The sequence below is a fragment of the Actinomyces sp. Z16 genome (assembly GCF_003111765.1).
GTDB lineage: Bacteria > Actinomycetota > Actinomycetes > Actinomycetales > Actinomycetaceae > Actinomyces > Actinomyces glycerinitolerans.
In genome coordinates this window covers 2707490-2726150 of record NZ_CP027862.1, presented here as the reverse complement: position 1 = coordinate 2726150, position 18661 = coordinate 2707490, and the positions used below count along the sequence as shown (strand labels likewise).

Genomic DNA, 18661 nt, shown 5'->3' with positions numbered 1-18661 from the left:
CAGCAATCAGGCGTGACGGCGGGCGCGCAGCAGCACGGCGCCGGAGGCGAGCAGGCCGGCCGCGAGAATGGCCGGGACCAGGCCCTCACCACCGGTCTTGGCCAGCTGCTTGCTGGAGGCCTTGGCCGGAACGGCGACCGCCACGGTCGCGGAGGTGTTGTCCGCCGTCGTCGTGGTGGGGTCGTTCTGGGTGATGGCGGTGTCGTCGGAGTTGTTGTCGCGGGCGGCGAGGTTGTACGCGCCGTTCGTGACGGTGATCAGGGAGGTGGAGTCGCCGCCCTCGCCGTAGCGGGAGCCGGTCAGGCGCATCACATAGGTTCCGTCGGGGACGGAGGGGGCGGGGAAGGTGCCGTTGAAGTTGCCATCGGCGTCAACGGTGCCGGAGCCGATGGTGGCCACGGGGGTGGCGTCGGCCGACTCGGCGTCGGCCTGGCGGATCAGGGTGGCGGTGGCGGTCTCGCCCGGGGTCAGGCCCGAGGCCGTGATCTCGAAGGTCTGGGATCCGGCCGCACCACTGATCGTGTAATTGCCGGAGAAGTCGGTGCCGTCCAGGATGATCCGCTCGCCGGCCGTGTCGCTCTCGTCACCGTTGTAGCTGAGGCACTGAGCGGCCACGTACCAGGGGTCTTCGTTGGGGTCGCCACCGACCTCGGCGACGGCGGTGGACAGGTCCACGGTGGCGGTCCAGGTGCCGTCGGTGCCGGGGTCAACCGTGACGGGCGTGGAGTAGGTGGAGCCGTTCACGTCGTTGGTGAGGGCGACGGCCACCTTCCCGGGGTTCTCCGAGTTGCCGCAGCCGGAGCCGGTCACGGTGATGGACGAGTTGGGGTCGACGACGCGGCTGTCGGGGGCGTCGAGCGTGAAGCCGTCATCGGTGGTGTAGGCGAATGCCGGGGTCGATACGACGACGCCGGCGGCAACGAGCGCGGCGGCACCGATGGCGGTGATGGGGCGTCCGAGACGCATGAATCCTCCAGATGGGATAGACGAGGTGCGGCGCGGGGAGCGCCGGACTCAGCCAAGCCTTCCTTGATCTCGGTTTGAAGACAAGTCCCTTTCGTGTGATCTCTTTGTGATCCCGCTTCCATATGGTGCAACAGGTGTCACATCAGTCTCATAGCTGGGACCTAAGGCCCGGTGAGTCTGGCGTTTCGCGTTTGGGCGTTGGACCGTCTGCCCCTACTTGGACCGTCTGCCCCTGCTTGGACCGCCCACGCCCCGTTGGACCGCTGTAACCGGCGGATACGGCGGTCCAACGGGGGGACAGGGGTCCAACTGGAAGAGCGCGGTACCCCCTGCGCCTGCGGGGTCGGCCCGCCCCAATGCGCGGAGAGCCGCCCATCCGGGCCCCGCGCCTGCGTACCCCGCCCCGTCAGGCCGGCTGACTTCGCCTCACGCCGCCTCGCCCGGCCCGGCGCCTCACCAGATGCTCACGCGCTCCTCCGGCGGGAGCCACAGTGCATCGTGATCGGTGACGTTGAAGGCCTCGTAGAAGGCATCCACGTTGCGCACAATTCCGTTGCAGCGGAACTCCGCGGGGGAGTGCGGGTCGATCGTCAGCAGCAGCTCGGCGTAGTCGTCCCGGCTCTTGTTACGCCAAATGCGGGCCCAGGAGTAGAAGAAGCGCTCCAGGCCGGTGAGGCCGTCGATCACCGGCGCCTCGGCCACCGAACCGATGCCGGCGTCGGCCAGGGCCAGCGCATAGGCCTTCAGAGCGATGCCCAAGCCGCCCAGGTCGCCGATGTTCTCCCCGATCGTGAGTTCCCCGTTGACATGGGGGACGGCATCGCCGTCCTTGCCCTCGGCCTGCGCCCGCGCCACCAGCGCCGCCGGACGGTAGGCGTCGTACTGGGCAATCAGCGCATGGGTGCGGGCCTCGAAGGCCTCCCGGTCGGCCTGGGTCCACCAGTCGGTCACCTTGCCGTGCCCGTCGAAGGTGGAGCCCTGATCGTCGAAGCCATGGCCGATCTCGTGACCGATCACGGCGCCGATGCCGGCGTAGTTGATGGCGTCGTCGGCGTCCGGGTCGAAGAAGGGCGGCTGCAGGATCGCCGCCGGGAAGACGATCTCATTCATGGTCGGGTTGTAGTAGGCGTTGACCGTCTGCGGGGTCATGTGCCATTCGTCCCGGTCCACCGGGCCGCCCAGTTTGCGCAGGGCGCGGGCCAGCTCGAAGGCCTCAACCGAGCGCACCGAGCCGACGACGTCGCCGGGCGTGACCGTGACGGCGGTGTAGTCGCGCCACTTGCTCGGGTAGCCGATCTTCGGCGTGAACAGGGACAGCTTCTCCAGGGCGCGCTCGCGCGTGGCCGGGCTCATCCAGTCCAGGGCGGAGATCGACTGGCGGTAGGCCTCGATCAGGCGGGCGACCAGCTGCTCCATGCGCGCCTTGTGGGCGGGCGGGAAGTGCCGGGCCACGTACAGCTCGCCCAGCGCCTCCCCCAACGTTCCCTCGATCAGGCCCACTCCGCGCTTCCAGCGGGCCCGCAGCTCGTCCACGCCCTGCAGCCTGTGGGAGTAGAAGTCGAAGTTCTCCTCCACGAAGTCCTTCGACAGCAGGGTGGCGCGGCCATGCACCACATGCCAGGCCGCCCAGGCGCGCAGGTCCGCCAGTGGCGTGTCCTGCCACACCTGCGCCAGGTGCGCCAGGTAGTCGGGCTGCTCGACGATCGTGTGCTCCAGCAGGGTCCCCAGCGGCGCATCCGCGGCCGCGACGGCCTCGGCCACGCCCTCGCGCCAGATCCGCCAGGGGAAGGCGGGTGCGGAAGCCGTCAGGTCATCCCAGGTCGTAGGGTTGTTGATCTTCTCAATGTCGCGGCAGGCCACCACATCCCAGTGCCCCTTGGCCAACGCCGTCTCCAACGCCATGATGCGTCCGGCGAGCGCGTCCGCGCCGGCCCCCAACTGCTCCGGCAGACCCGCCAGTTCCAGCATGCGCGCCACGTGGGCGACGTACGCCTGGCGGATCTCGGCGCGGTTCTCCTCCCGGTAGTAGGACTCGTCCGGCAGGCCCAGGCCCGACTGAGCCATCCAGGTGGTGTAGCGGTCCGGGTCGTTCAGGTCGACCTCGACGTCGATGGCTACCGGCCCGACAAAACCTGCGGCCAGGTGCGCGCCCAGGGCGCGGGCAAGCGCCTCCTTGTCCGCCGCCACAAGGACCGGTTCCAGCTCGGGGGATAACGGGCCGGCACCGAGCTGCTCGACGTGCTCCTCATCGAGGAAGGCGGCGTACAGGGCGCCGAGCTTGCCCGCGGAGGTGGTGGGAACGTCGTCGTGCGGGGCGTCTGCCAACTCCTGGAGAATGTCGCGGCAGGCGGCCTCGGCGGCGTCGCGCAGCACCAGGAAGGAGCCGGTGGCCGGGCGGTCGGCGGGGATCTGCGTGCCGCTCAGCCAGCTCCCGTTGACGTGGCGGTACAGGTCGTCCTGCGGCCGCACGGAGGCGTCGGCGGCGGCGATCTCGTACACGCCCGCCAGCACGGCGGCATCGGAGTCGGCGGGCGCCGCCGGGGCGTCGGCGCCGGCGGGGGAAGCAGTCGGTTCAGTCATGGCGCAACGCTAGCCCGCGGTTGCACATCCGCCCGTATTCGCTAGCTGAGGGCGTCGGAGCTGTTCGCGTGGGGCACAATCTCCTTATGCGCATTCACATCGGTACCGACCACGCCGGATTCGAGCTCAAGGGCATTCTCGTGGACCACTGGCGACAGGCCGGACACGAGGTCGTCGACCACGGCTGCTACGTCTACGACCGCATGGACGACTACCCGGAGTTCTGCATCGCCTGCGCCGAGGCGGTGGTGGCCGACCCGGGCAGCCTGGGCGTGGTACTCGGTGGCTCCGGCAATGGCGAGCAGATCGCCGCCAACCTCGTCGACGGCGTGCGCGCCGCGCTCGTGTGGAACGAGGAGGTCGCGCGGCTCGCCCGTCAGCACAACGACGCCAATGTGGCCGGGCTGGGCGCCCGCATGCACAGCACCGACGAGGCGGTGCGGATCCTGGACGCCTTCATCGCCGAGCCCTTCAGCGGCGACCAGCGCCACCAGAACCGTATCGACCAGATGGCCGCCTACGAGGCGCGCCGCAGCCATCCCCAGGATTGAGACCAACCGCTGCGGCGCCTTAACCAGCGTGTAGCGTTCCCGGTATGCCCGAAGGTCACACCGTCCACCGCCTCGCCGACGCCCTCACCGAGTTGTACGGCGGCCAGCGCCTGGAGGTGTCCTCGCCGCAGGGGCGCTTCGCCGCCGGAGCCGCCCGCCTGAACGGGCAGATACTCCTGGGCGCGCAGGCGCACGGCAAGCAGTTGTTCCTGCCCTTCGCCCCGGCTCCCGACCTGCCCCAGGACGCCCCGGACGTGACCTGGGTGCGCATCCATCTGGGCCTGTACGGCTCGTGGACCTTCGCCGGCGACAGCGCCTTCACCGCGCCCCATTCCATTGGCGCGCCCCGCCGCAGAGTGGGGGAGCGGGGCGAGCACGCCCTCGCCCACGGCGGCGGTTCCGCGTTGTCCGGCCTAGACGGGCAGGAGCCGGCTCCCGCCGCGCCCGGACAGTGGGCCCCGCCCGAGCCCCGCGGTGCCGTCCGGCTGCGGCTCGCCGGGGAGCATGGGGTGGCGGACCTGACCGGCCCGACCGCCTGCGAGTTGCTGGATGCCGACGGCGTGGCCGCGGTGCGCCGTCGCCTGGGGCCGGACCCGCTGCGCCCGGATGCCGACCCCAAGGACTTCATCACCGGTGTTCGCCGCCGCAAGCGCACCATCGGCGAGCTACTCATGGATCAATCGATTCTGGCCGGGGTTGGCAATATCTACCGCGCCGAGGTCCTGTTCCGGGTGGGGCTGTCCCCATTCCGACAGGGCAAGCGGATCAGCGCCAAGCGGCTGCAGGAGATTTGGGACGACCTGGTGCCGCTCATGGAATACGGGGTCGCCACAGGTTTCATCACCACGGTCGACGCCGCGGAGGCGCCCGAGCCGTTGCCCGAGGGTGACGCGGAGGCCGGGCGCTGGTACGTCTACCACCGCGCGCTGCGGCCCTGCCTGCGCTGCGGCACTCGCATTGCCGAGCGGGAGGTTGGCGGGCGGCACCTGTTCTGGTGCCCCACCTGCCAGGCCTACTGACCGTGACTGACCGTTACTGCCGTCCGTCCGCCTTGCGGTGTGGCAGCAGCGCGATGATGAGCAGCGCGACGCCGATTCCTGCCAGCAGCACAATCAGCGCGGTGACCGGATCGACTTTCACGCCCACGGCGACGGCGAGCAACAGCCCGCCCAGCACCAGCAGAATCAGTCCCCACACCAGGGTGCTGGCCCGCACGCCCCGCGGGGCGGCCGGGGCCGAGGCGGTGTTCGCGCCGTTCTTCTGCGCCTCGGCGCCCTGGTTGAGCGTGCCCTTGCGCGGCGCGCTCCAGACATCGCGTTCCGGGGTGAGCGGCGGCAGGTCGTGAGGCGGCCGCGCGGCGGGGGACTCGGGCGGTTTACCGGCCGGCAGTTGCCAGGTGGTCGCCGGGTCGGGCGAGTCCGGCGCCGTCAGGGGCAGCGGGGCGGTAGGGGGATCGTCGGGGGTGGTGGTGTCCAGCTTGCGGGTCTCCTCCTCCGGGCTCGCGTCCGGGGCGACGCCGGACTCGTTACGCCCAGCGTCGGTGGTGTCCGCGACCTCCGCGGGCCGGTCATCCGGGTCTGTGGTGATCTCACTCGTGTTCTCGTTCATGGTCTTCTCCTTAAACATCCGGCCGCAGGTCAGTGAGTCGGGGTAGGCGTGGGCTCCGCGGTCGACGACGAGGTCGAGGGCCCGGCCGACGGCTCATCGGAAGGCTGCGCCGAGGCCGGGGCCGACGGCTCGGCCTGCCCGTCGGCGGCGGCCCCGGCCTCCAGGGCCTCACTCACGCAGTTGTCCCAGGCCTCGCGGCCGGCACCCGTCAAGTTGGAGACGTCATACCAGCTGCCGTCCCAGTAGTCGTCCTCGTAGGGATCCGCATCCTCTGAACCGTCCTCCGCGGCGGTCTCGGCATTCCGGGCCTCCTCCGCGGCTTCTGCGCAGATATCGGCGGTGTCGCTGTCGATGGCGTCATGCGTCATGCCGGGAACCGGGAGCCCGTCGTGGGAGTTGCCGTTGGCGTCCACCCAGTACCAGACGATCCACACCTCGTTGTTCTGGTTCCCGTACCAGGTCACTTCGCTGGGCTGCTCGGCTACGCGCACCTCTCCCGTGCCCATCTCAATGTCGAGCATCAGGGCGGTTCCGGAGGCCCGGGCCGCCGGTGAGGTGACCGAACTGGTCTCGTCCATGCTCAGGCGCGCGACGGCGTAGTTGTTGACGCTGCTCCCGTCGACCCGAAAGCGGGCCTCCTGCCAGTAGCCGCCGTCGCTGACCGGCTGGCCGTCGACGAGCCAGTCGTCCTTGAAGTCGGCGGTGAACTCACCCATGCCCACCTCCGCGTCAACGGCCAGGTTCTGGCCCGTGACGGTGCGCACCGTGACCTCGCCGACGCCGACGCTGAGCCGCGCCCGCGTGTGCGGTTCGGCGCCGGCCGGCATGTCGCGCAGGTCAAGCACGATGCTTCCCACCGCGTAGTCACCCAGGCTTACCACGTTCGCGTTGCCATCGGCGGCGGTCAGCTGCGGCTCCAGGTCGGCCCAGGTCAACGTGACGGTGTTGGTGGTGCCACCGCGGGTGGTGCTGCGTGCGCTCAGGGCACCCTCTGGCATGCTGGTGCCGATCGCCAGTACGGGCACGGCCACCATCACGGCGAGCCAGCCCGTGGCGGTCATCCAGCCGCCGCGGCGCCCACGCAGGGCACTGATGATGACGCCCGCTCCCAGCAGCGCGGTGACGGTGCCGACCATGGCGAAGCCCGCCGCCAGCGGACCCATGCTGCCGGTCGAACAGGTCAGCACGATCACGGCGATGCAGCAGCAGGCAATGCCCATAATCGCCAGCCCCAGGCGTCGACTCGGCCCGGGACGACGGGGCCGCACCGGCCGGACGGGACGGGGAGCGACGTAAGTCGGCCGGCGCGCCGCCGACGCCGGTGTGCCGGGCGCGGCCGTCGGCCTGGTCGCGGCGTGGCCGGCACCGGCCTGTGCGGGCATGGGGCGAGTGGGGCCCGACGCCGTCGGGCCGGGCATGCCCGCGGGTGCGTTGTGCGCCGCGTCTGCGCGCACGGCGCCGTCTGCCCCACCGGCTGCCCGCGCGGCAGCGGCGTAAGGGGTGGCGTGTGCCGCGGGGGCCCCGGGGGGCGGCGTCCTCACCTGCGGCCCCGCCGCCGGTGGAGCGGCGTAGGGCATGCCGGCGCCCGGCGTCGGTGAGCCCGGGGAGCCCGGAGCCGGCGGCTTTTGACGCTGCCGTCGCTGGAAGACGCGGTAGGCCCAATACACCAGCCCCACCATCAGGCAGGTCCACACCACGGGCCAGAACCCGTTGTACAGGTCCGATTCGGCCAGGCCGGTGATGTACCAGGAGGGGACCAGGCCGTGGTCGAGCAGCACCCAGCCGGCGATGAAGGTGGCCAGCGCTCCGGCGAGTCCGGCGTCGAAGTCACCGCCGACAGCCTGCTCCAAGTGGATACGGTCGTCGGACTCCTCGGGCATGAGCGCCCAGCCCAGGCCGTACAGCACCAGCCCGATGCCGCTGAAGATGGTCAACACCAGCCAGATGCAACGCACCAGGGTGGGATCCAGGCCGAGGCGGCGGGCGACCCCGCCGGCAACGCCACCGATCCAGCGCTCATTGGTGCGCACCAGGCCGGTGCGGCGCAGAGACTCGAAGAACCCCGCCGATGCCGGCCGGTGCGGGGGCACGGGCGCGCCGGCGTCGGGCGGGAAGGCGCCCTGCGGCGGCACGCCCCCAGGTGGCGCAGCACCCGGCGGCATGTCGTCCGCGGGGACCGTGCCCGGCGGAGGCACCGGCCCACCGGAGGGCTCGGGTTGTCCGGCACCGGGGCTGGGCGCCCGGTCTTGCGGCTGGTCGGCGGGCGGCTCGGTAGGGGGCACTTCACTCATGGCCCCATCCTCGGCGCCCCGGCGGCTCCAACGCGATGGGGGCTCCCCTGAGTCGCCCCCGATTCTCCCGCCCGAGTCCCTGAATTCCGTTTACGGACCTGCCTGGAGGACGGTTCCGCGTGCCAACATGGGGGCATGACCCAGACCGCCTCCGGCGCGCCCTCCGCATTCGGGGACCGGTCTGCGTCCGCGCCCTCGCGGCAGCTGCCGACGCCGACCGCCGCTCCGGTGGGCGCCGGCGCGGGGGCGCCGTCGCCCGGTCGTCCCCCGCTGCTGCGCCCGCCCTACCGGGCCGCAGCGCCGTGCCCGTCGCGGGTCGTCGCCGGCGTATGCGCGGGGATGGCCGTTCACCTGGGGCTGCCGGTCGGCGTCGTGCGGCTGGCCATGGTGCTGGCGGCGACCATGAGCGGCGCCGGCGTCCTGCTGTACCTACTGCTGTGGGCATTCGTGCCCACTGGCAACCCGCTCAGCCCGGCACCGCTGCCGCCCGCGCGAGCCCGACTGGCCGCCCGGTTGGCGGGCCGCACCGCCGATCGGCCGCTGCTGACGCCCAGGCTGCGCGGCCTGGTCGGCGGCGGCTCCCTGCTGCTGGCCGCCGCCATGATTGCCGCCTGGCGGGAGGGCGTGTTCACCGGTGGCGCCGGCCTGCTGCTACCGCTGATCCTGATCGCCTCCGGCGCCGCCCTGGCCTGGTCCCAGGCCGACGCCGTCACCGGCCCGGAACGGGACTCCGGCACCATCGTGCGCCTGGCCGGGGGCGTGCTGCTGGCGGCCGCCGGCGTCCTGCTGCTGATCGGCGACGACGTCCCGCCGCGTGAGCTGGTCAAAGGCGCCCTGACCGGTGGCGCCCTGGTGGCGGGCATCGGCCTGGTCCTGGCGCCCCTGTGGCTGCGCACCAATCGCGCCCTGTCGGACACCCGTGCCGCCGAGGCCCGCGAGGCCGAGCGCGCCGACATCGCCGCCCACCTGCACGACTCCGTGCTGCAAACCCTCACCCTGATCCGCAAGCGCGCCGACGATTCCGAGACGGTGGCGCGTCTGGCCCGCTCCCAGGAGCGCGAACTGCGCGCCTGGCTGTACACCGACCGCCCCGAGGCCGCCGCCTCCACCGCCGACGTCCTGCGCGAGCTGGCGGCCGAGATCGAGGATCGCCACGGCGTCGAGGTTGAGCTCGTGATCGTGGGGGACCGGCCCCCGGACGCGGCAACGGAGGTCGTGGTCGCCGCCGCCCGGGAGGCGCTGTCCAACGCCGTGCGCCACGGCACCCCGCCGGTGAGCGCCTACGCCGAGATCGCCGTCGACCACCTGGACGTGTTCGTCCGCGACCATGGTGCCGGCTTCGACCTGGCGGAGGTCGCCCCCGACCGTCACGGCGTGAAGGAGTCGATCATCGGGCGCATGGAACGCCATGGCGGCCGTGCCACCGTGCGCTGCCGCGAGAGCGGCACCGAGGTACACCTGTCCCTGGCCACACCGGTCGGCCCGGCCACGCCTGCCTCGCCGTCGCCCGCGTCCGGAGCCTCGGCCGGGCCGGCCTCCCCGCACTGACGGCCCACGTCGTCGCCCGCCCTCGTCCAGAACGCAGCCGCCCACTCCCATCCAGAACCAGGAGTTCCCCGTGACCCAGCCGCCCGCCTCCGATCAGCCCGAACAGCCCCCGCTGCGCATCCTCGTCGTCGACGACCACGCCCTGGTGCGCGCCGGCGTGCGCGCCGAGCTTGCCGCCGACGCCCCCGACCTGGAGGTGATCGCCGAGGCCGACGACGTCGAGGGCGCCATCGCCGCCGTTCACGCCCTGACCCCCGACGTGGTCCTGCTGGACGTGCACCTGCCCGGCGGCAACGGCGGGGGAGGGGCCGAGGTCGTCACCGCCTGCCGGGACGTGCCCGCCACCCGCTTCTTGGCCCTGTCGGTATCCGACGCCTCAGAGGACGTCGTGGGCGTGATCCGTGCCGGCGCTCGCGGCTACGTCACCAAGGCCATCTCCTCAACCGACCTGGCGCAGGCGGTGCGGCGCGTCGCTGCGGGGGACGCCGCCTTCTCCCCACGGCTCGCCGGCTTCGTGCTGGACGCCTTCGGTGCCGGGGCGGGGGAGGTCGCGGTGGCCGACTCCGAACTGGATCGGCTCTCCGCCCGCGAGCGCGAGGTCATGCGCCTGATCGCCCGCGGCTACACCTACAAGGAGTGCGCCGCGGAGCTGTTCATCTCCGTCAAGACGGTGGAGACCCACGTGTCCGCCGTGTTGCGCAAGCTGCAGCTGTCCAACCGCAACGAGCTCACCCGCTGGGCCGCCGCTCGCCGCATCGTGTAGCCGACGAGCCGTCGTCGACCACGCCCCGTGACGCGCATCCGTGCTCGGGGAAGGCAGCCGGGTCCTGCCGCCCTGGAACCGGTCATCCGGAAACGGTAGGCTGCTGGTACGCCCGGAGCGGCGGCTTCCTGGGCAGGCGGAGCGAGGTGGGAGGTATGGAGGACTTCCTGGCGGGCATGCTGATGACCGTGGTCTTCGCCGCCAGCGGTGTTCTGGTCACCGTCATCGGTGTCAAGATGAAACGCGGGACCCTCAAACCGAACTCCTTTGCGGGGGTACGCATCCCCCGTGCCTACCGCTCCGAGGAGGACTGGTATCAAATCCAGTCGGCCTGTGCGAACGCCGTACTGCTGCTGGGCTTCATATGCTTCGACTCCGCCGTGCTGTTCGTGATTCAGGCGTTCCTGCCTGAAATCATCCCGTTCGTAGTTCCGGTAGTCATAATGCTGATACAAATGGTTCTCGGCATTGCCCTGATTTGGTACGCAGCCTTGACCGCGGGCAAGGAATCGCCCAAGCGCTGAGCCGGTGACCGCGGCGCGTGCGCGCGTGACGGGGTGAATCGTGCGAAGATGACGGCCGTGACCCAGCAGGCCCCTTCGGACTCGATGCCCGAGCAGATCGCCAGGGCCGCCGCACACGTCGCCGCCGGCGGACTACTGGCACTGCCCACCGACACCGTCTACGGCCTGGGCGTGCGCGCCGACGACGCGGACGCCGTCTCCCGCCTGCTGGCCGCCAAGGGTCGTGGCCGCAGCATGCCGCCGCCCGTGCTGATCGCCGGCGTGTCCCAGCTCGACGGCGTCGTTGCCCACGTCCCGGAGGCGGCCCGTGCCCTCATGGAGACCTTCTGGCCCGGAGCGCTCACCCTCGTACTCGACGCCGCGCCGAGCCTCGGCTGGGACCTTGGGGAGACCGGCGGCACGATCGCCGTGCGCATGCCCGACCACCCTCTGGCCCTGGCCCTGCTGCACGCCACCGGCCCCATGGCCGTCACCAGCGCCAATGCCACGGGACGGCCCCCGGCCACCGACGCCGCCGGAGTGCGCGCCGCCTTCCCGGGGCGCGTCGTCGACGCCGGGGACGCTGCCGCAGGCCAGCCCGCAACCGCGGACATACTCCTGCTCGACGGCGGCCCCACCCCGGGCTCGGTACCCTCCACCATCGTCTCCCTGGCCGGGACGGCCGCGCAGGCCCCCGCGGTGCTGCGGGAGGGTGTCATCACCCGCGCGCGATTGGAGGGCGTGGACGCATGAGGGTCTATCTGCTCGTGCTGCTGGTCGCTGCGGCCGTCACCTATGTGGCCGTGCCGATCGTGCGTCACCTCGCCCTGGTCAGCGGTGCCCTCACCCCGGTACGGGCGCGGGACGTGCACTCCAAGCCGATCCCGCGGCTGGGGGGTGTGGCCATGTTCGCCGGCTTCGCCACCGCGATGGTGGTCGCCTCCCAGGTGCCCTACCTGTCCCGCGTCATCGACTCCTCGGCCTGGGCGGTGGTGCTGGGGGCGGGCCTGGTGTGCGTCCTCGGGGTTATCGACGACCTGTGGGAGCTTGACTGGATGACGAAGCTCGTGGGGCAGGTGCTGGCGGCCGGCGTCATGGCGTGGCAGGGCGTGCAGCTGATCACCTTCCCCGTCGGCGGGCTGACCATCGGCTCCTCGCGGCTGTCCCTGTTCTCGACCATCATCGTGGTCCTAGCGGTCATCAACGCCGTCAACTTCGTCGACGGCCTGGACGGGCTGGCCGCCGGCATCATCGGCATCGGCGCCTCCGCCTTCTTCCTGTACGTCTACGTGTTGACCCGCCACACCTCCCCGGAGTCCTACACCTCCCTGGCGGCCACCGTGATGGCGGCCCTGATCGGCATCTGCTTGGGATTCCTGCCCCACAACTTTCATCCCGCCACCATCTTCATGGGCGACTCCGGCTCCATGCAGCTGGGGCTGATCAGTGCCGCCGGCACCATCATCGTCACCGGGCAGATCGACCCGGGCACGCTCGGGGGGCCGACGGCGGTGCCCGTGTTCCTGCCGGTGCTCATCCCCCTGGCGGTGCTGCTGCTGCCGCTGATGGACATGATCATGGCGATTGTGCGCCGCACCCGCGCCGGCCACAGCCCCTTCCACCCCGACCGCATGCACATGCACCATCGTCTGCTCGCCGCCGGCCACTCCCACCGCCGTGCCGTGCTGGTGATGTACGTGTGGGCCGCCGTCGCCGCGTACTCCGTGGCGGCCATGGCCTTCTTCCCCCTGCGCTGGGTCCTGGCGGGCGCCGCCGTCGGTGTGGTCCTCGCCCTGGTGGTGACGGCGGACCTGATGCCCGGCGTCCGCGTCGCCTGGACGCGTCACCTGGGCGCCCGCCACGCCCGCCCCCGACGCGTCAGGGGGGAGCGGCGTTGAAGCAGAGGCGGGGGCCGAGCCAGAAGCGGTCCTTATCGCAGCGGATGTCGCAGCAGTCCCTGTTCCGCCGCACCGCGGTGCGCGTCGCCTGGGCGGGCGGTGTGATTGCCGCGGTCGCGTTGATTGCCGGCGCCCTGGCGGGCGGTGGCGCCTGGGCCGGGGCGGCGTGGGGTGCCCTGACCGGGGTTCTGCTGACCGTCGTCACCGTCATCGCCCTGCTCATCCCCTGGGACCGCTTCCCCATGCTCGCGTCGGCCGGGGTAATGGTCTCCTTCGCCGCGAAGATCCTCGTGGTGATCGGCGTGGTGCTGGTGCTCGGAGCGCACCGCGGTGCGCTGGCGCCGGGCTGGTTCTTCTGTGCCTTCGCCGCGGTGCTGCTGGGGGTGACCGTCGTCGAGGTCGTCTCGCTCGGCTCCGGCAGCCATGCGCCCTCAGGGCGTCCCGCGGGCAACAACTCGGATGATAAGACCTAAAGACTTAGGCGCGTCGGCGTGCCGAAGCGTGCCCGGCACCGTCACCTGCATCCGGGAGGCGCAATCCTCGACCGCCATGCAACGGAATCCGGGGGCCCGGGCGTGCGACCGGCGCCGAAGCGGGGTAGGGTCACTGCACCATGAGGGGAGTACCATGACCGCCAGGTGCCGGCGCTGGAGGCGGTGGCAGATGCCATCGGGCACCGCCGCTGCGGCGCGCCGCGGTAACATCCCGCAGTCCGCAATCATTCCTGAGGAGGTCCGGTGACAACGAGCGCGATCCTCGCATCCGGTCTGGCCGCGATCGTCCCGGCAGCGGACGAGGGCGGCTTCGAACCCCCCTCGATCGACGACTTCTATCCCGAGCCCTTCGCCTTCCTGGGCACGCCCTTCGAGCTCAACCGGGTCATGCTGGTGCGCATCATCATGACGCTGGTGCTGGTGGCTCTGTTCGGCATCGGCGCGTCCCGCGCCAAGGTGGTGCCGGGGCGGATGCAGAACGCGCTGGAGATGCTGCTGGAGTTCGTCCGCAAGAACATTGCGGTGGAGATCCTCGGCGAGAAATACGGCAAGCGCTACACCCCGATCATCACCACGATCTTCCTGGGCGTGTTCTTCCTGAACCTCTCCGGCGTGATACCCGGCCTGCAGATCGCCTCCACCGGCGTGGTGGGCATGCCGCTGGTCTTCGCCATCGTCTCCTACATCGCCTTCATTTACGCGGGTGTACGCACGAACGGGGTCGGGAAGTTCACCCTGCGCTCGCTGGTGCCGGCGGGCGTGCCCGGCTTCCTGTATCCCCTGATCGTCCCGGTCGAGTTCCTGTCGACCTTCGTGATGCGCCCGTTCACGCTGACCGTCCGACTCATGGCGAACATGATCTCCGGGCACCTGCTGCTGTCGCTGTGGTTCCTGGCTACCAACGCACTTTTCGTGTACGCGTCGGCGCAGCTGAAGGCCGTTGGCGTGGTCACTCTGGCGGCGGGTATCGTCTTCATCCTGTTCGAGACGTTCATCGCCGCGCTGCAGGCCTACATCTTCGCGCTGCTGTCCGCCGTCTACATCGAATCGTCGGTGCACCTGCACTGACCCGCCCCCGAACAACCCACCCACCTACCAACACTGAGGAGAAACCCCATGGGAATCACCGGTTCTATCGCGACGATCGGCTACGCCCTGGCGACCGTCGGTCCCGCCCTCGGCATCGGCATGGTCGTGGCCAAGACCCAGGAGTCCACCGCCCGGCAGCCCGAGGTCGCCGGCGTGCTGCGCACCAACATGTTCATCGGTGCCGCCCTGATCGAGGCCCTCGGCCTGCTCGGCTTCGTCGCCGGCTTCATCTTCCACTGATCGTTACGGAGTGACCAGCATGTCTGTCGGTACCGTCGTGCTGCCGGCGGCCGGGACCCCGGAGGGAATTGGTCTGTTCATCCCCGACCTGGCCGACCTGGTTTGGGGCACGATCTGCTTCCTGATCATCGCCGTCGTCCTGATCAAGTACGCCCTGCCGCGATTCAACGCGGTGCTCGACGAGCGCACCGCGAAGATCGAGGAGGGCCTGGCCCTGACGGAGAAGGCCAAGGAGGAGCAGTCCGGGGCCGAGGCCCGTGCGGCCCGGCTTGTGGAGGACGCCCGCCTGGAGGCCGCCAAGATCCGCGAGAACGCCCAGGCGGAGGCGGACAAGATCATTGCCGACGCCCGTGCCGAGGCCGCCGGCGAGGCCGGCCGCGCCATGGAGGCCGCCGAGCGGCAGATCCAGGCGGACAAGCAGGCCGCCCAGATCTCGCTGCGTTCCGACGTCGGCCTGCTGGCCACGGACCTGGCGGAGAAGCTCGTCGGTGAGCACCTGTCAGACACAGAGCTGTCCGGTCGCGTCATCGACCGCTTCCTTGACGAACTCGAGAACGCGCCGGTGAGCCCGGCCTGGTCCGCCAGAGCGGGGTCGGTCCGGTGAAAGCCGGAACCGCCACCACCCGCGCCCAAGCCGAGGAGGCCTGGGCGCCGGTCCTGGCCGCCGCCGGTGCGCAGGGGCAGGAACTCGGCGAACAGATCCTCACCGTGGCCCACGCGATCGCCTCCAACCCGCTGCGCGGCCCCCTGACGGACCCCAATCGCGAGCCGGAGCACAAGGCCGCGCTGGCCGCCCGCCTGTTCACGGGACGTGTGGACGCGCGCGTGGTGGAGCTGCTGCAGGGCATGGCGCGGGGCCGCTGGTCCCGGCCCGTAGACCTGATCAGTGCGCTGCACGACCTGGGCATCCAGTCGATTCTGGCCGGCGCCCGGGCGGGTGGCACCCTCGACGACGTCGAGCAGGAGGTCTTCGCCGTCTCCCGCCAGGTAGCCGCCAACCGGGAGATCCGGCAGGCGCTCGAGCCGGCCCGCCGCACCAGTACCGAGGCTCGTGTGCGCCTGGCCCAGCGGCTGTTCGCCTCACGCATCTCCCACCCCGCCATGACCCTGGTGGTCTGGTGCGTGCGACACCAGCCGGAGGTCGCCGTCGGCGGGGTGCCCTACAACCTGCGCCGCGTCACCGAGCTGGCCGCCGCCATGCAGAACCGGGTGATCGCCGACGTCGTCACGGCCGTGCCGCTGACCACCCGGCAGCAGACCCGGCTGCGCGACATCCTGGCCCGGCGGCTGGGATACGACGTCGAACTCAACCTGCAGGTCGATCCGGAGGTCATCGGCGGCGTGCGGGTCATGGTGCGCGACCTCGTCATGGACTCCACCGTGCGCCACTCGCTCGCCGGGCTGCGCACCGCACTGACCGGATGACCCGCCTCCCGGCGCCGACGCCACATACAAGCCAAACGAACCGCTGCGATAACGCAGCCAGCCACAGCGAAGGAGACGACAGATGGCTGATATGACCATCGCCGCGGAGGACGTTCGCTCCGCCCTGGACGAGTTCGTCGATTCCTACCGGCCGGCGGAAGTCGCCGCCGACGAGATCGGGCACGTGGTCTTCGCCGCCGACGGCATCGCCCACGTGGAGGGCCTGCCCGGGGCCATGGCCAACGAGCTGCTCACCTTCGAGGACGGCACCGCCGGACTGGCCATGAACCTGGACGAGCGCCAGATCGGCGTGGTGATCCTGGGCGACTACTCCGACATCGACGAGGGACAGGTCGTGCACCGCACCGGTGAGGTGCTCTCGGTACCGGTGGGGGACGGCTTCCTCGGGCGCGTCGTCGACCCGCTGGGCCGCCCCATCGACGGGCTCGGTGAGATCGCCGCCGAGGGGCGCCGCGCCCTGGAGCTGCAGGCCCCCGGCGTGATGGCCCGCAAGTCCGTGCACGAGCCGCTGCAGACCGGCCTGAAGGCCATCGACTCCATGATTCCGATCGGTCGCGGACAGCGACAGCTGATCATCGGCGACCGCAAGACGGGCAAGACCGCCATCGCCCTGGACACGATCCTGAACCAGAAGGCCGCCTGGGAGACGGGCGACCCGAACCAGCAGGTGCGCTGCATCTACGTGGCCACCGGCCAGAAGGGCTCCACCATCGCCTCGGTGCGTGCCACCCTGGAGGAGCGCGGCGCCCTGGAGTACACCACCATCGTCGCCTCCCCGGCCTCCGACCCGGCCGGATTCAAGTACCTGTCGCCCTACACCGGCTCGGCGATCGGACAGCACTGGATGTACGGCGGCAAGCACGTGCTGATCGTCTTCGACGACCTGTCCAAGCAGGCGGAGGCCTACCGCGCCGTATCGCTGCTGCTGCGCCGTCCGCCGGGCCGCGAGGCCTACCCCGGTGACGTCTTCTACCTCCACTCCCGGCTGCTGGAGCGCTGCGCCAAGCTGTCCGACAAGCTGGGGGGCGGCTCCATGACCGGCCTGCCGATCATCGAGACGAAGGCCAACGACGTCTCCGCCTACATCCCCACCAACGTCATCTCCATCACCGACGGGCAGATCTTCCTGCAGTCCGACCTGTTCAACGCCGACCAGCGCCCCGCCGTCGACGTGGGCATCTCGGTGTCCCGCGTCGGTGGTGACGCGCAGATCAAGGCGATGAAGAAGGTCGCCGGCACGCTCAAGATCACGCTGGCCCAGTACCGCTCCATGCAGGCCTTCGCCATGTTCGCCTCCGACCTGGACTCGGCCACTCGTCAGCAGCTGACCCGCGGTGAGCGGCTCATGGAGCTGCTCAAGCAGCCCCAGTTCACCCCCTACCCGGTGCAGGAGCAGGTCGCCAGCGTGTGGGCGGGCACCAACGGTTACCTCGACGACCTCCCCGTCGCCGACGTGCTGCCCTTCGAGCGCGCGCTGCTGGACTACCTGCGCCGCAACACCTCCATCCTGGACACCATCCGGGACACCGGCCAGCTCGACGACGACACCGAGGCGGCGTTGCGCCAGGCCGTGGAGTCCTTCCGCACCACCTACCTGTCCGGCGGGCGCATGCTGTCCGGCGAGGTTGAGGCGCCCGAGGAAGAGGTGCCCGCGGAGCACACCGCCGAGCAGATCGTGGTCAAGAGGAGCTGACCGCCGTGGCAGGGAACCAGCGCATCTATAAGCAGCGCATCCGGTCCACCGAGACGCTGCAGAAGGTCTTCCGGGCCATGGAGCTGATCGCCTCCTCCCGGATCGGTTCCGCACGCCACAACGCCCAGGAGGCCGGCCCCTACGACCACGCCCTGAGTCAGGCGGTTGCCGCCGTCGGCACCCACGCCGTCTTGGACCACCCGCTGACCCGGGAGCGGGAGGACACCAATCGGGTGGCCGTCCTGGTGCTCACCTCGGACCGCGGCATGGCCGGCGCCTACTCCGCCACCATCCTGCGTGAGACCGAGCGGCTGATCGAGCAGCTGGTGGAGGACGGCAAGGAGCCCGTCCTGTTCACCTACGGGCGCCGCGCGAGCGCCTACTTCGCCTTCCGCGGCCGGCCCGTGGAGTTCTCCTGGACCGGCGAGTCCGACCGTCCCAGCGACGCCTCCATCGAGGAGGTGGCCACCGTCATGCTGGACTACTTCCTGTCCAGCGTGGAGGCCGGGGGCGTGGCCGAGGTGCACATCGTCTTCACCCGCTTCGTGTCGATGGTCTCCCAGGTGCCCGAGGTGCGCCGCATGCTGCCGCTGACCGTCGTCGACGTCGACGGGCCCGGCGAACTCAGCCGCGAGGACCTGGCCGCCGACGTCGAGCGGGTGCGGGCCGAGCGGACCGGCGCCCAGCCCCTGTATGAGTTCTCGCCCAGCGCCGACGCCGTGCTGGACGCCCTGCTCACCCGCTATGTGCGCAGCCGCATCCGCAACGCCCTGCTGCAGGCGGCCGCCTCCGAGCTGGCCAGCCGGCAACAGGCCATGCACACGGCCACCTCGAACGCCGAGGACCTCATCGCGACCTACACCCGCCTGGCCAATGCCGCCCGTCAGGGCGACATCACCCAGGAGATCACCGAGATCGTCTCGGGCGCCGACGCCCTCGGCTCGCAATAACGGCCGCCCCACTCGATCACAGCCAACCAACCCAGTAGCTT

General features: G+C 70.9%; 18 protein-coding genes. 14 read left to right on the top strand and 4 right to left on the bottom strand.

Annotated features, from left to right (window positions below):
• Positions 1-6 precede the first annotated feature (6 nt).
• Together C3B71_RS16715 and C3B71_RS11395 are read right to left on the bottom strand one after the other, a co-directional pair.
• Positions 7-966 carry a hypothetical protein gene (locus C3B71_RS16715; RefSeq protein ID WP_108968152.1) on the bottom strand — a complete coding sequence of 320 codons (960 nt, stop codon included), beginning with the start codon at positions 964-966 and terminating at the stop codon, positions 7-9.
• A 453-nt stretch (positions 967-1419) separates the two neighbouring features.
• Positions 1420-3546, bottom strand: coding sequence for a M13 family metallopeptidase (locus C3B71_RS11395; RefSeq protein ID WP_108968149.1), 2127 nt, complete (start codon positions 3544-3546; stop codon positions 1420-1422).
• An 86-nt stretch (positions 3547-3632) separates the two neighbouring features.
• Between C3B71_RS11395 and C3B71_RS11390 the strand changes: the two genes are divergently transcribed.
• Positions 3633-4097 (top strand): ribose-5-phosphate isomerase, encoded by a 465-nt coding sequence (locus C3B71_RS11390; protein ID WP_108968147.1) that lies wholly within the window; start codon positions 3633-3635, stop codon positions 4095-4097.
• 44 nt (positions 4098-4141) lie between these two features.
• Positions 4142-5116, top strand: coding sequence for an Fpg/Nei family DNA glycosylase (locus C3B71_RS11385; protein WP_108968145.1), 975 nt, complete (start codon positions 4142-4144; stop codon positions 5114-5116).
• A 13-nt stretch (positions 5117-5129) separates the two neighbouring features.
• On the opposite strand, the gene C3B71_RS11380 is transcribed toward C3B71_RS11385, so the two are convergent.
• Together C3B71_RS11380 and C3B71_RS11375 are read right to left on the bottom strand one after the other, a co-directional pair.
• Positions 5130-5705: a hypothetical protein gene (locus C3B71_RS11380; protein WP_108968142.1), complete on the bottom strand. Its 576-nt coding sequence runs from the start codon at positions 5703-5705 to the stop codon at positions 5130-5132.
• Between the two features lie 29 nt (positions 5706-5734).
• Positions 5735-7996 carry a PspC domain-containing protein gene (locus tag C3B71_RS11375; protein ID WP_108968140.1) on the bottom strand — a complete coding sequence of 754 codons (2262 nt, stop codon included), beginning with the start codon at positions 7994-7996 and terminating at the stop codon, positions 5735-5737.
• Positions 7997-8131: 135 nt separating this feature from the next.
• Here C3B71_RS11375 and C3B71_RS11370 point away from each other — a divergent pair, with 135 nt between their 5' ends.
• The 12 genes from C3B71_RS11370 to C3B71_RS11315 all read left to right on the top strand — a co-directional run bounded on the left by C3B71_RS11370 (position 8132) and on the right by C3B71_RS11315 (position 18620).
• Positions 8132-9544 carry an ATP-binding protein gene (locus tag C3B71_RS11370; RefSeq protein ID WP_108968138.1) on the top strand — a complete coding sequence of 471 codons (1413 nt, stop codon included), beginning with the start codon at positions 8132-8134 and terminating at the stop codon, positions 9542-9544.
• A 70-nt stretch (positions 9545-9614) separates the two neighbouring features.
• Positions 9615-10307, top strand: a complete 693-nt coding sequence (locus C3B71_RS11365; RefSeq protein WP_108968136.1) for a LuxR C-terminal-related transcriptional regulator — start codon at positions 9615-9617, stop codon at positions 10305-10307.
• 155 nt (positions 10308-10462) lie between these two features.
• Entirely contained in the window at positions 10463-10831 is a 369-nt protein-coding gene (locus tag C3B71_RS11360) for an SdpI family protein (RefSeq protein ID WP_073328697.1), read from the top strand.
• Between the two features lie 48 nt (positions 10832-10879).
• A complete protein-coding gene (locus tag C3B71_RS11355; protein WP_108968134.1) occupies positions 10880-11563 on the top strand; it encodes an L-threonylcarbamoyladenylate synthase in 684 nt (227 codons plus the stop codon).
• A complete protein-coding gene (locus C3B71_RS11350) occupies positions 11560-12708 on the top strand; it encodes an MraY family glycosyltransferase (protein ID WP_108968132.1) in 1149 nt (382 codons plus the stop codon). Before C3B71_RS11355 ends, C3B71_RS11350 begins: the two co-directional genes overlap by 4 nt.
• A gap of 44 nt (positions 12709-12752) precedes the next feature.
• Complete coding sequence (locus tag C3B71_RS11345; protein WP_108968130.1) at positions 12753-13181, top strand: hypothetical protein; 429 nt, start codon at positions 12753-12755, stop codon at positions 13179-13181.
• Positions 13182-13445: 264 nt separating this feature from the next.
• A complete protein-coding gene (atpB, locus tag C3B71_RS11340) occupies positions 13446-14270 on the top strand; it encodes a F0F1 ATP synthase subunit A (RefSeq protein WP_083565576.1) in 825 nt (274 codons plus the stop codon).
• Positions 14271-14324: 54 nt separating this feature from the next.
• Positions 14325-14531 carry an ATP synthase F0 subunit C gene (atpE, locus tag C3B71_RS11335; RefSeq protein WP_073329290.1) on the top strand — a complete coding sequence of 69 codons (207 nt, stop codon included), beginning with the start codon at positions 14325-14327 and terminating at the stop codon, positions 14529-14531.
• Positions 14532-14550: 19 nt separating this feature from the next.
• Entirely contained in the window at positions 14551-15135 is a 585-nt protein-coding gene (locus C3B71_RS11330) for a F0F1 ATP synthase subunit B (protein ID WP_108968128.1), read from the top strand.
• Positions 15132-15956, top strand: a complete 825-nt coding sequence (locus tag C3B71_RS11325; RefSeq protein WP_073328707.1) for a F0F1 ATP synthase subunit delta — start codon at positions 15132-15134, stop codon at positions 15954-15956. The genes C3B71_RS11330 and C3B71_RS11325 overlap by 4 nt, the downstream gene beginning before the upstream one ends.
• 82 nt (positions 15957-16038) lie before the next feature.
• Positions 16039-17670: a F0F1 ATP synthase subunit alpha gene (gene atpA, locus C3B71_RS11320; RefSeq protein ID WP_108968126.1), complete on the top strand. Its 1632-nt coding sequence runs from the start codon at positions 16039-16041 to the stop codon at positions 17668-17670.
• A gap of 5 nt (positions 17671-17675) precedes the next feature.
• A complete protein-coding gene (locus tag C3B71_RS11315; RefSeq protein WP_073328712.1) occupies positions 17676-18620 on the top strand; it encodes a F0F1 ATP synthase subunit gamma in 945 nt (314 codons plus the stop codon).
• Positions 18621-18661: the final 41 nt, after the last annotated feature.

Excerpts from the sequence above, each read along its gene's own strand:
- C3B71_RS16715 (WP_108968152.1), bottom strand. The coding sequence starts at position 966 with ATGCGTCTCGGACGCCCCATCACCGCCATCGGTGCCGCCGCGCTCGTT.
- C3B71_RS11395 (WP_108968149.1), bottom strand. The coding sequence starts at position 3,546 with ATGACTGAACCGACTGCTTCCCCCGCCGGCGCCGACGCCCCGGCGGCG.
- C3B71_RS11390 (WP_108968147.1), top strand. The coding sequence starts at position 3,633 with ATGCGCATTCACATCGGTACCGACCACGCCGGATTCGAGCTCAAGGGC.
- C3B71_RS11385 (WP_108968145.1), top strand. The coding sequence starts at position 4,142 with ATGCCCGAAGGTCACACCGTCCACCGCCTCGCCGACGCCCTCACCGAG.
- C3B71_RS11380 (WP_108968142.1), bottom strand. The coding sequence starts at position 5,705 with ATGAACGAGAACACGAGTGAGATCACCACAGACCCGGATGACCGGCCC.
- C3B71_RS11375 (WP_108968140.1), bottom strand. The coding sequence starts at position 7,996 with ATGAGTGAAGTGCCCCCTACCGAGCCGCCCGCCGACCAGCCGCAAGAC.
- C3B71_RS11370 (WP_108968138.1), top strand. The coding sequence starts at position 8,132 with ATGACCCAGACCGCCTCCGGCGCGCCCTCCGCATTCGGGGACCGGTCT.
- C3B71_RS11360 (WP_073328697.1), top strand. The coding sequence starts at position 10,463 with ATGGAGGACTTCCTGGCGGGCATGCTGATGACCGTGGTCTTCGCCGCC.
- C3B71_RS11355 (WP_108968134.1), top strand. The coding sequence starts at position 10,880 with ATGACGGCCGTGACCCAGCAGGCCCCTTCGGACTCGATGCCCGAGCAG.
- C3B71_RS11350 (WP_108968132.1), top strand. The coding sequence starts at position 11,560 with ATGAGGGTCTATCTGCTCGTGCTGCTGGTCGCTGCGGCCGTCACCTAT.
- C3B71_RS11345 (WP_108968130.1), top strand. The coding sequence starts at position 12,753 with ATGTCGCAGCAGTCCCTGTTCCGCCGCACCGCGGTGCGCGTCGCCTGG.
- C3B71_RS11330 (WP_108968128.1), top strand. The coding sequence starts at position 14,551 with ATGTCTGTCGGTACCGTCGTGCTGCCGGCGGCCGGGACCCCGGAGGGA.
- atpA (WP_108968126.1), top strand. The coding sequence starts at position 16,039 with ATGGCTGATATGACCATCGCCGCGGAGGACGTTCGCTCCGCCCTGGAC.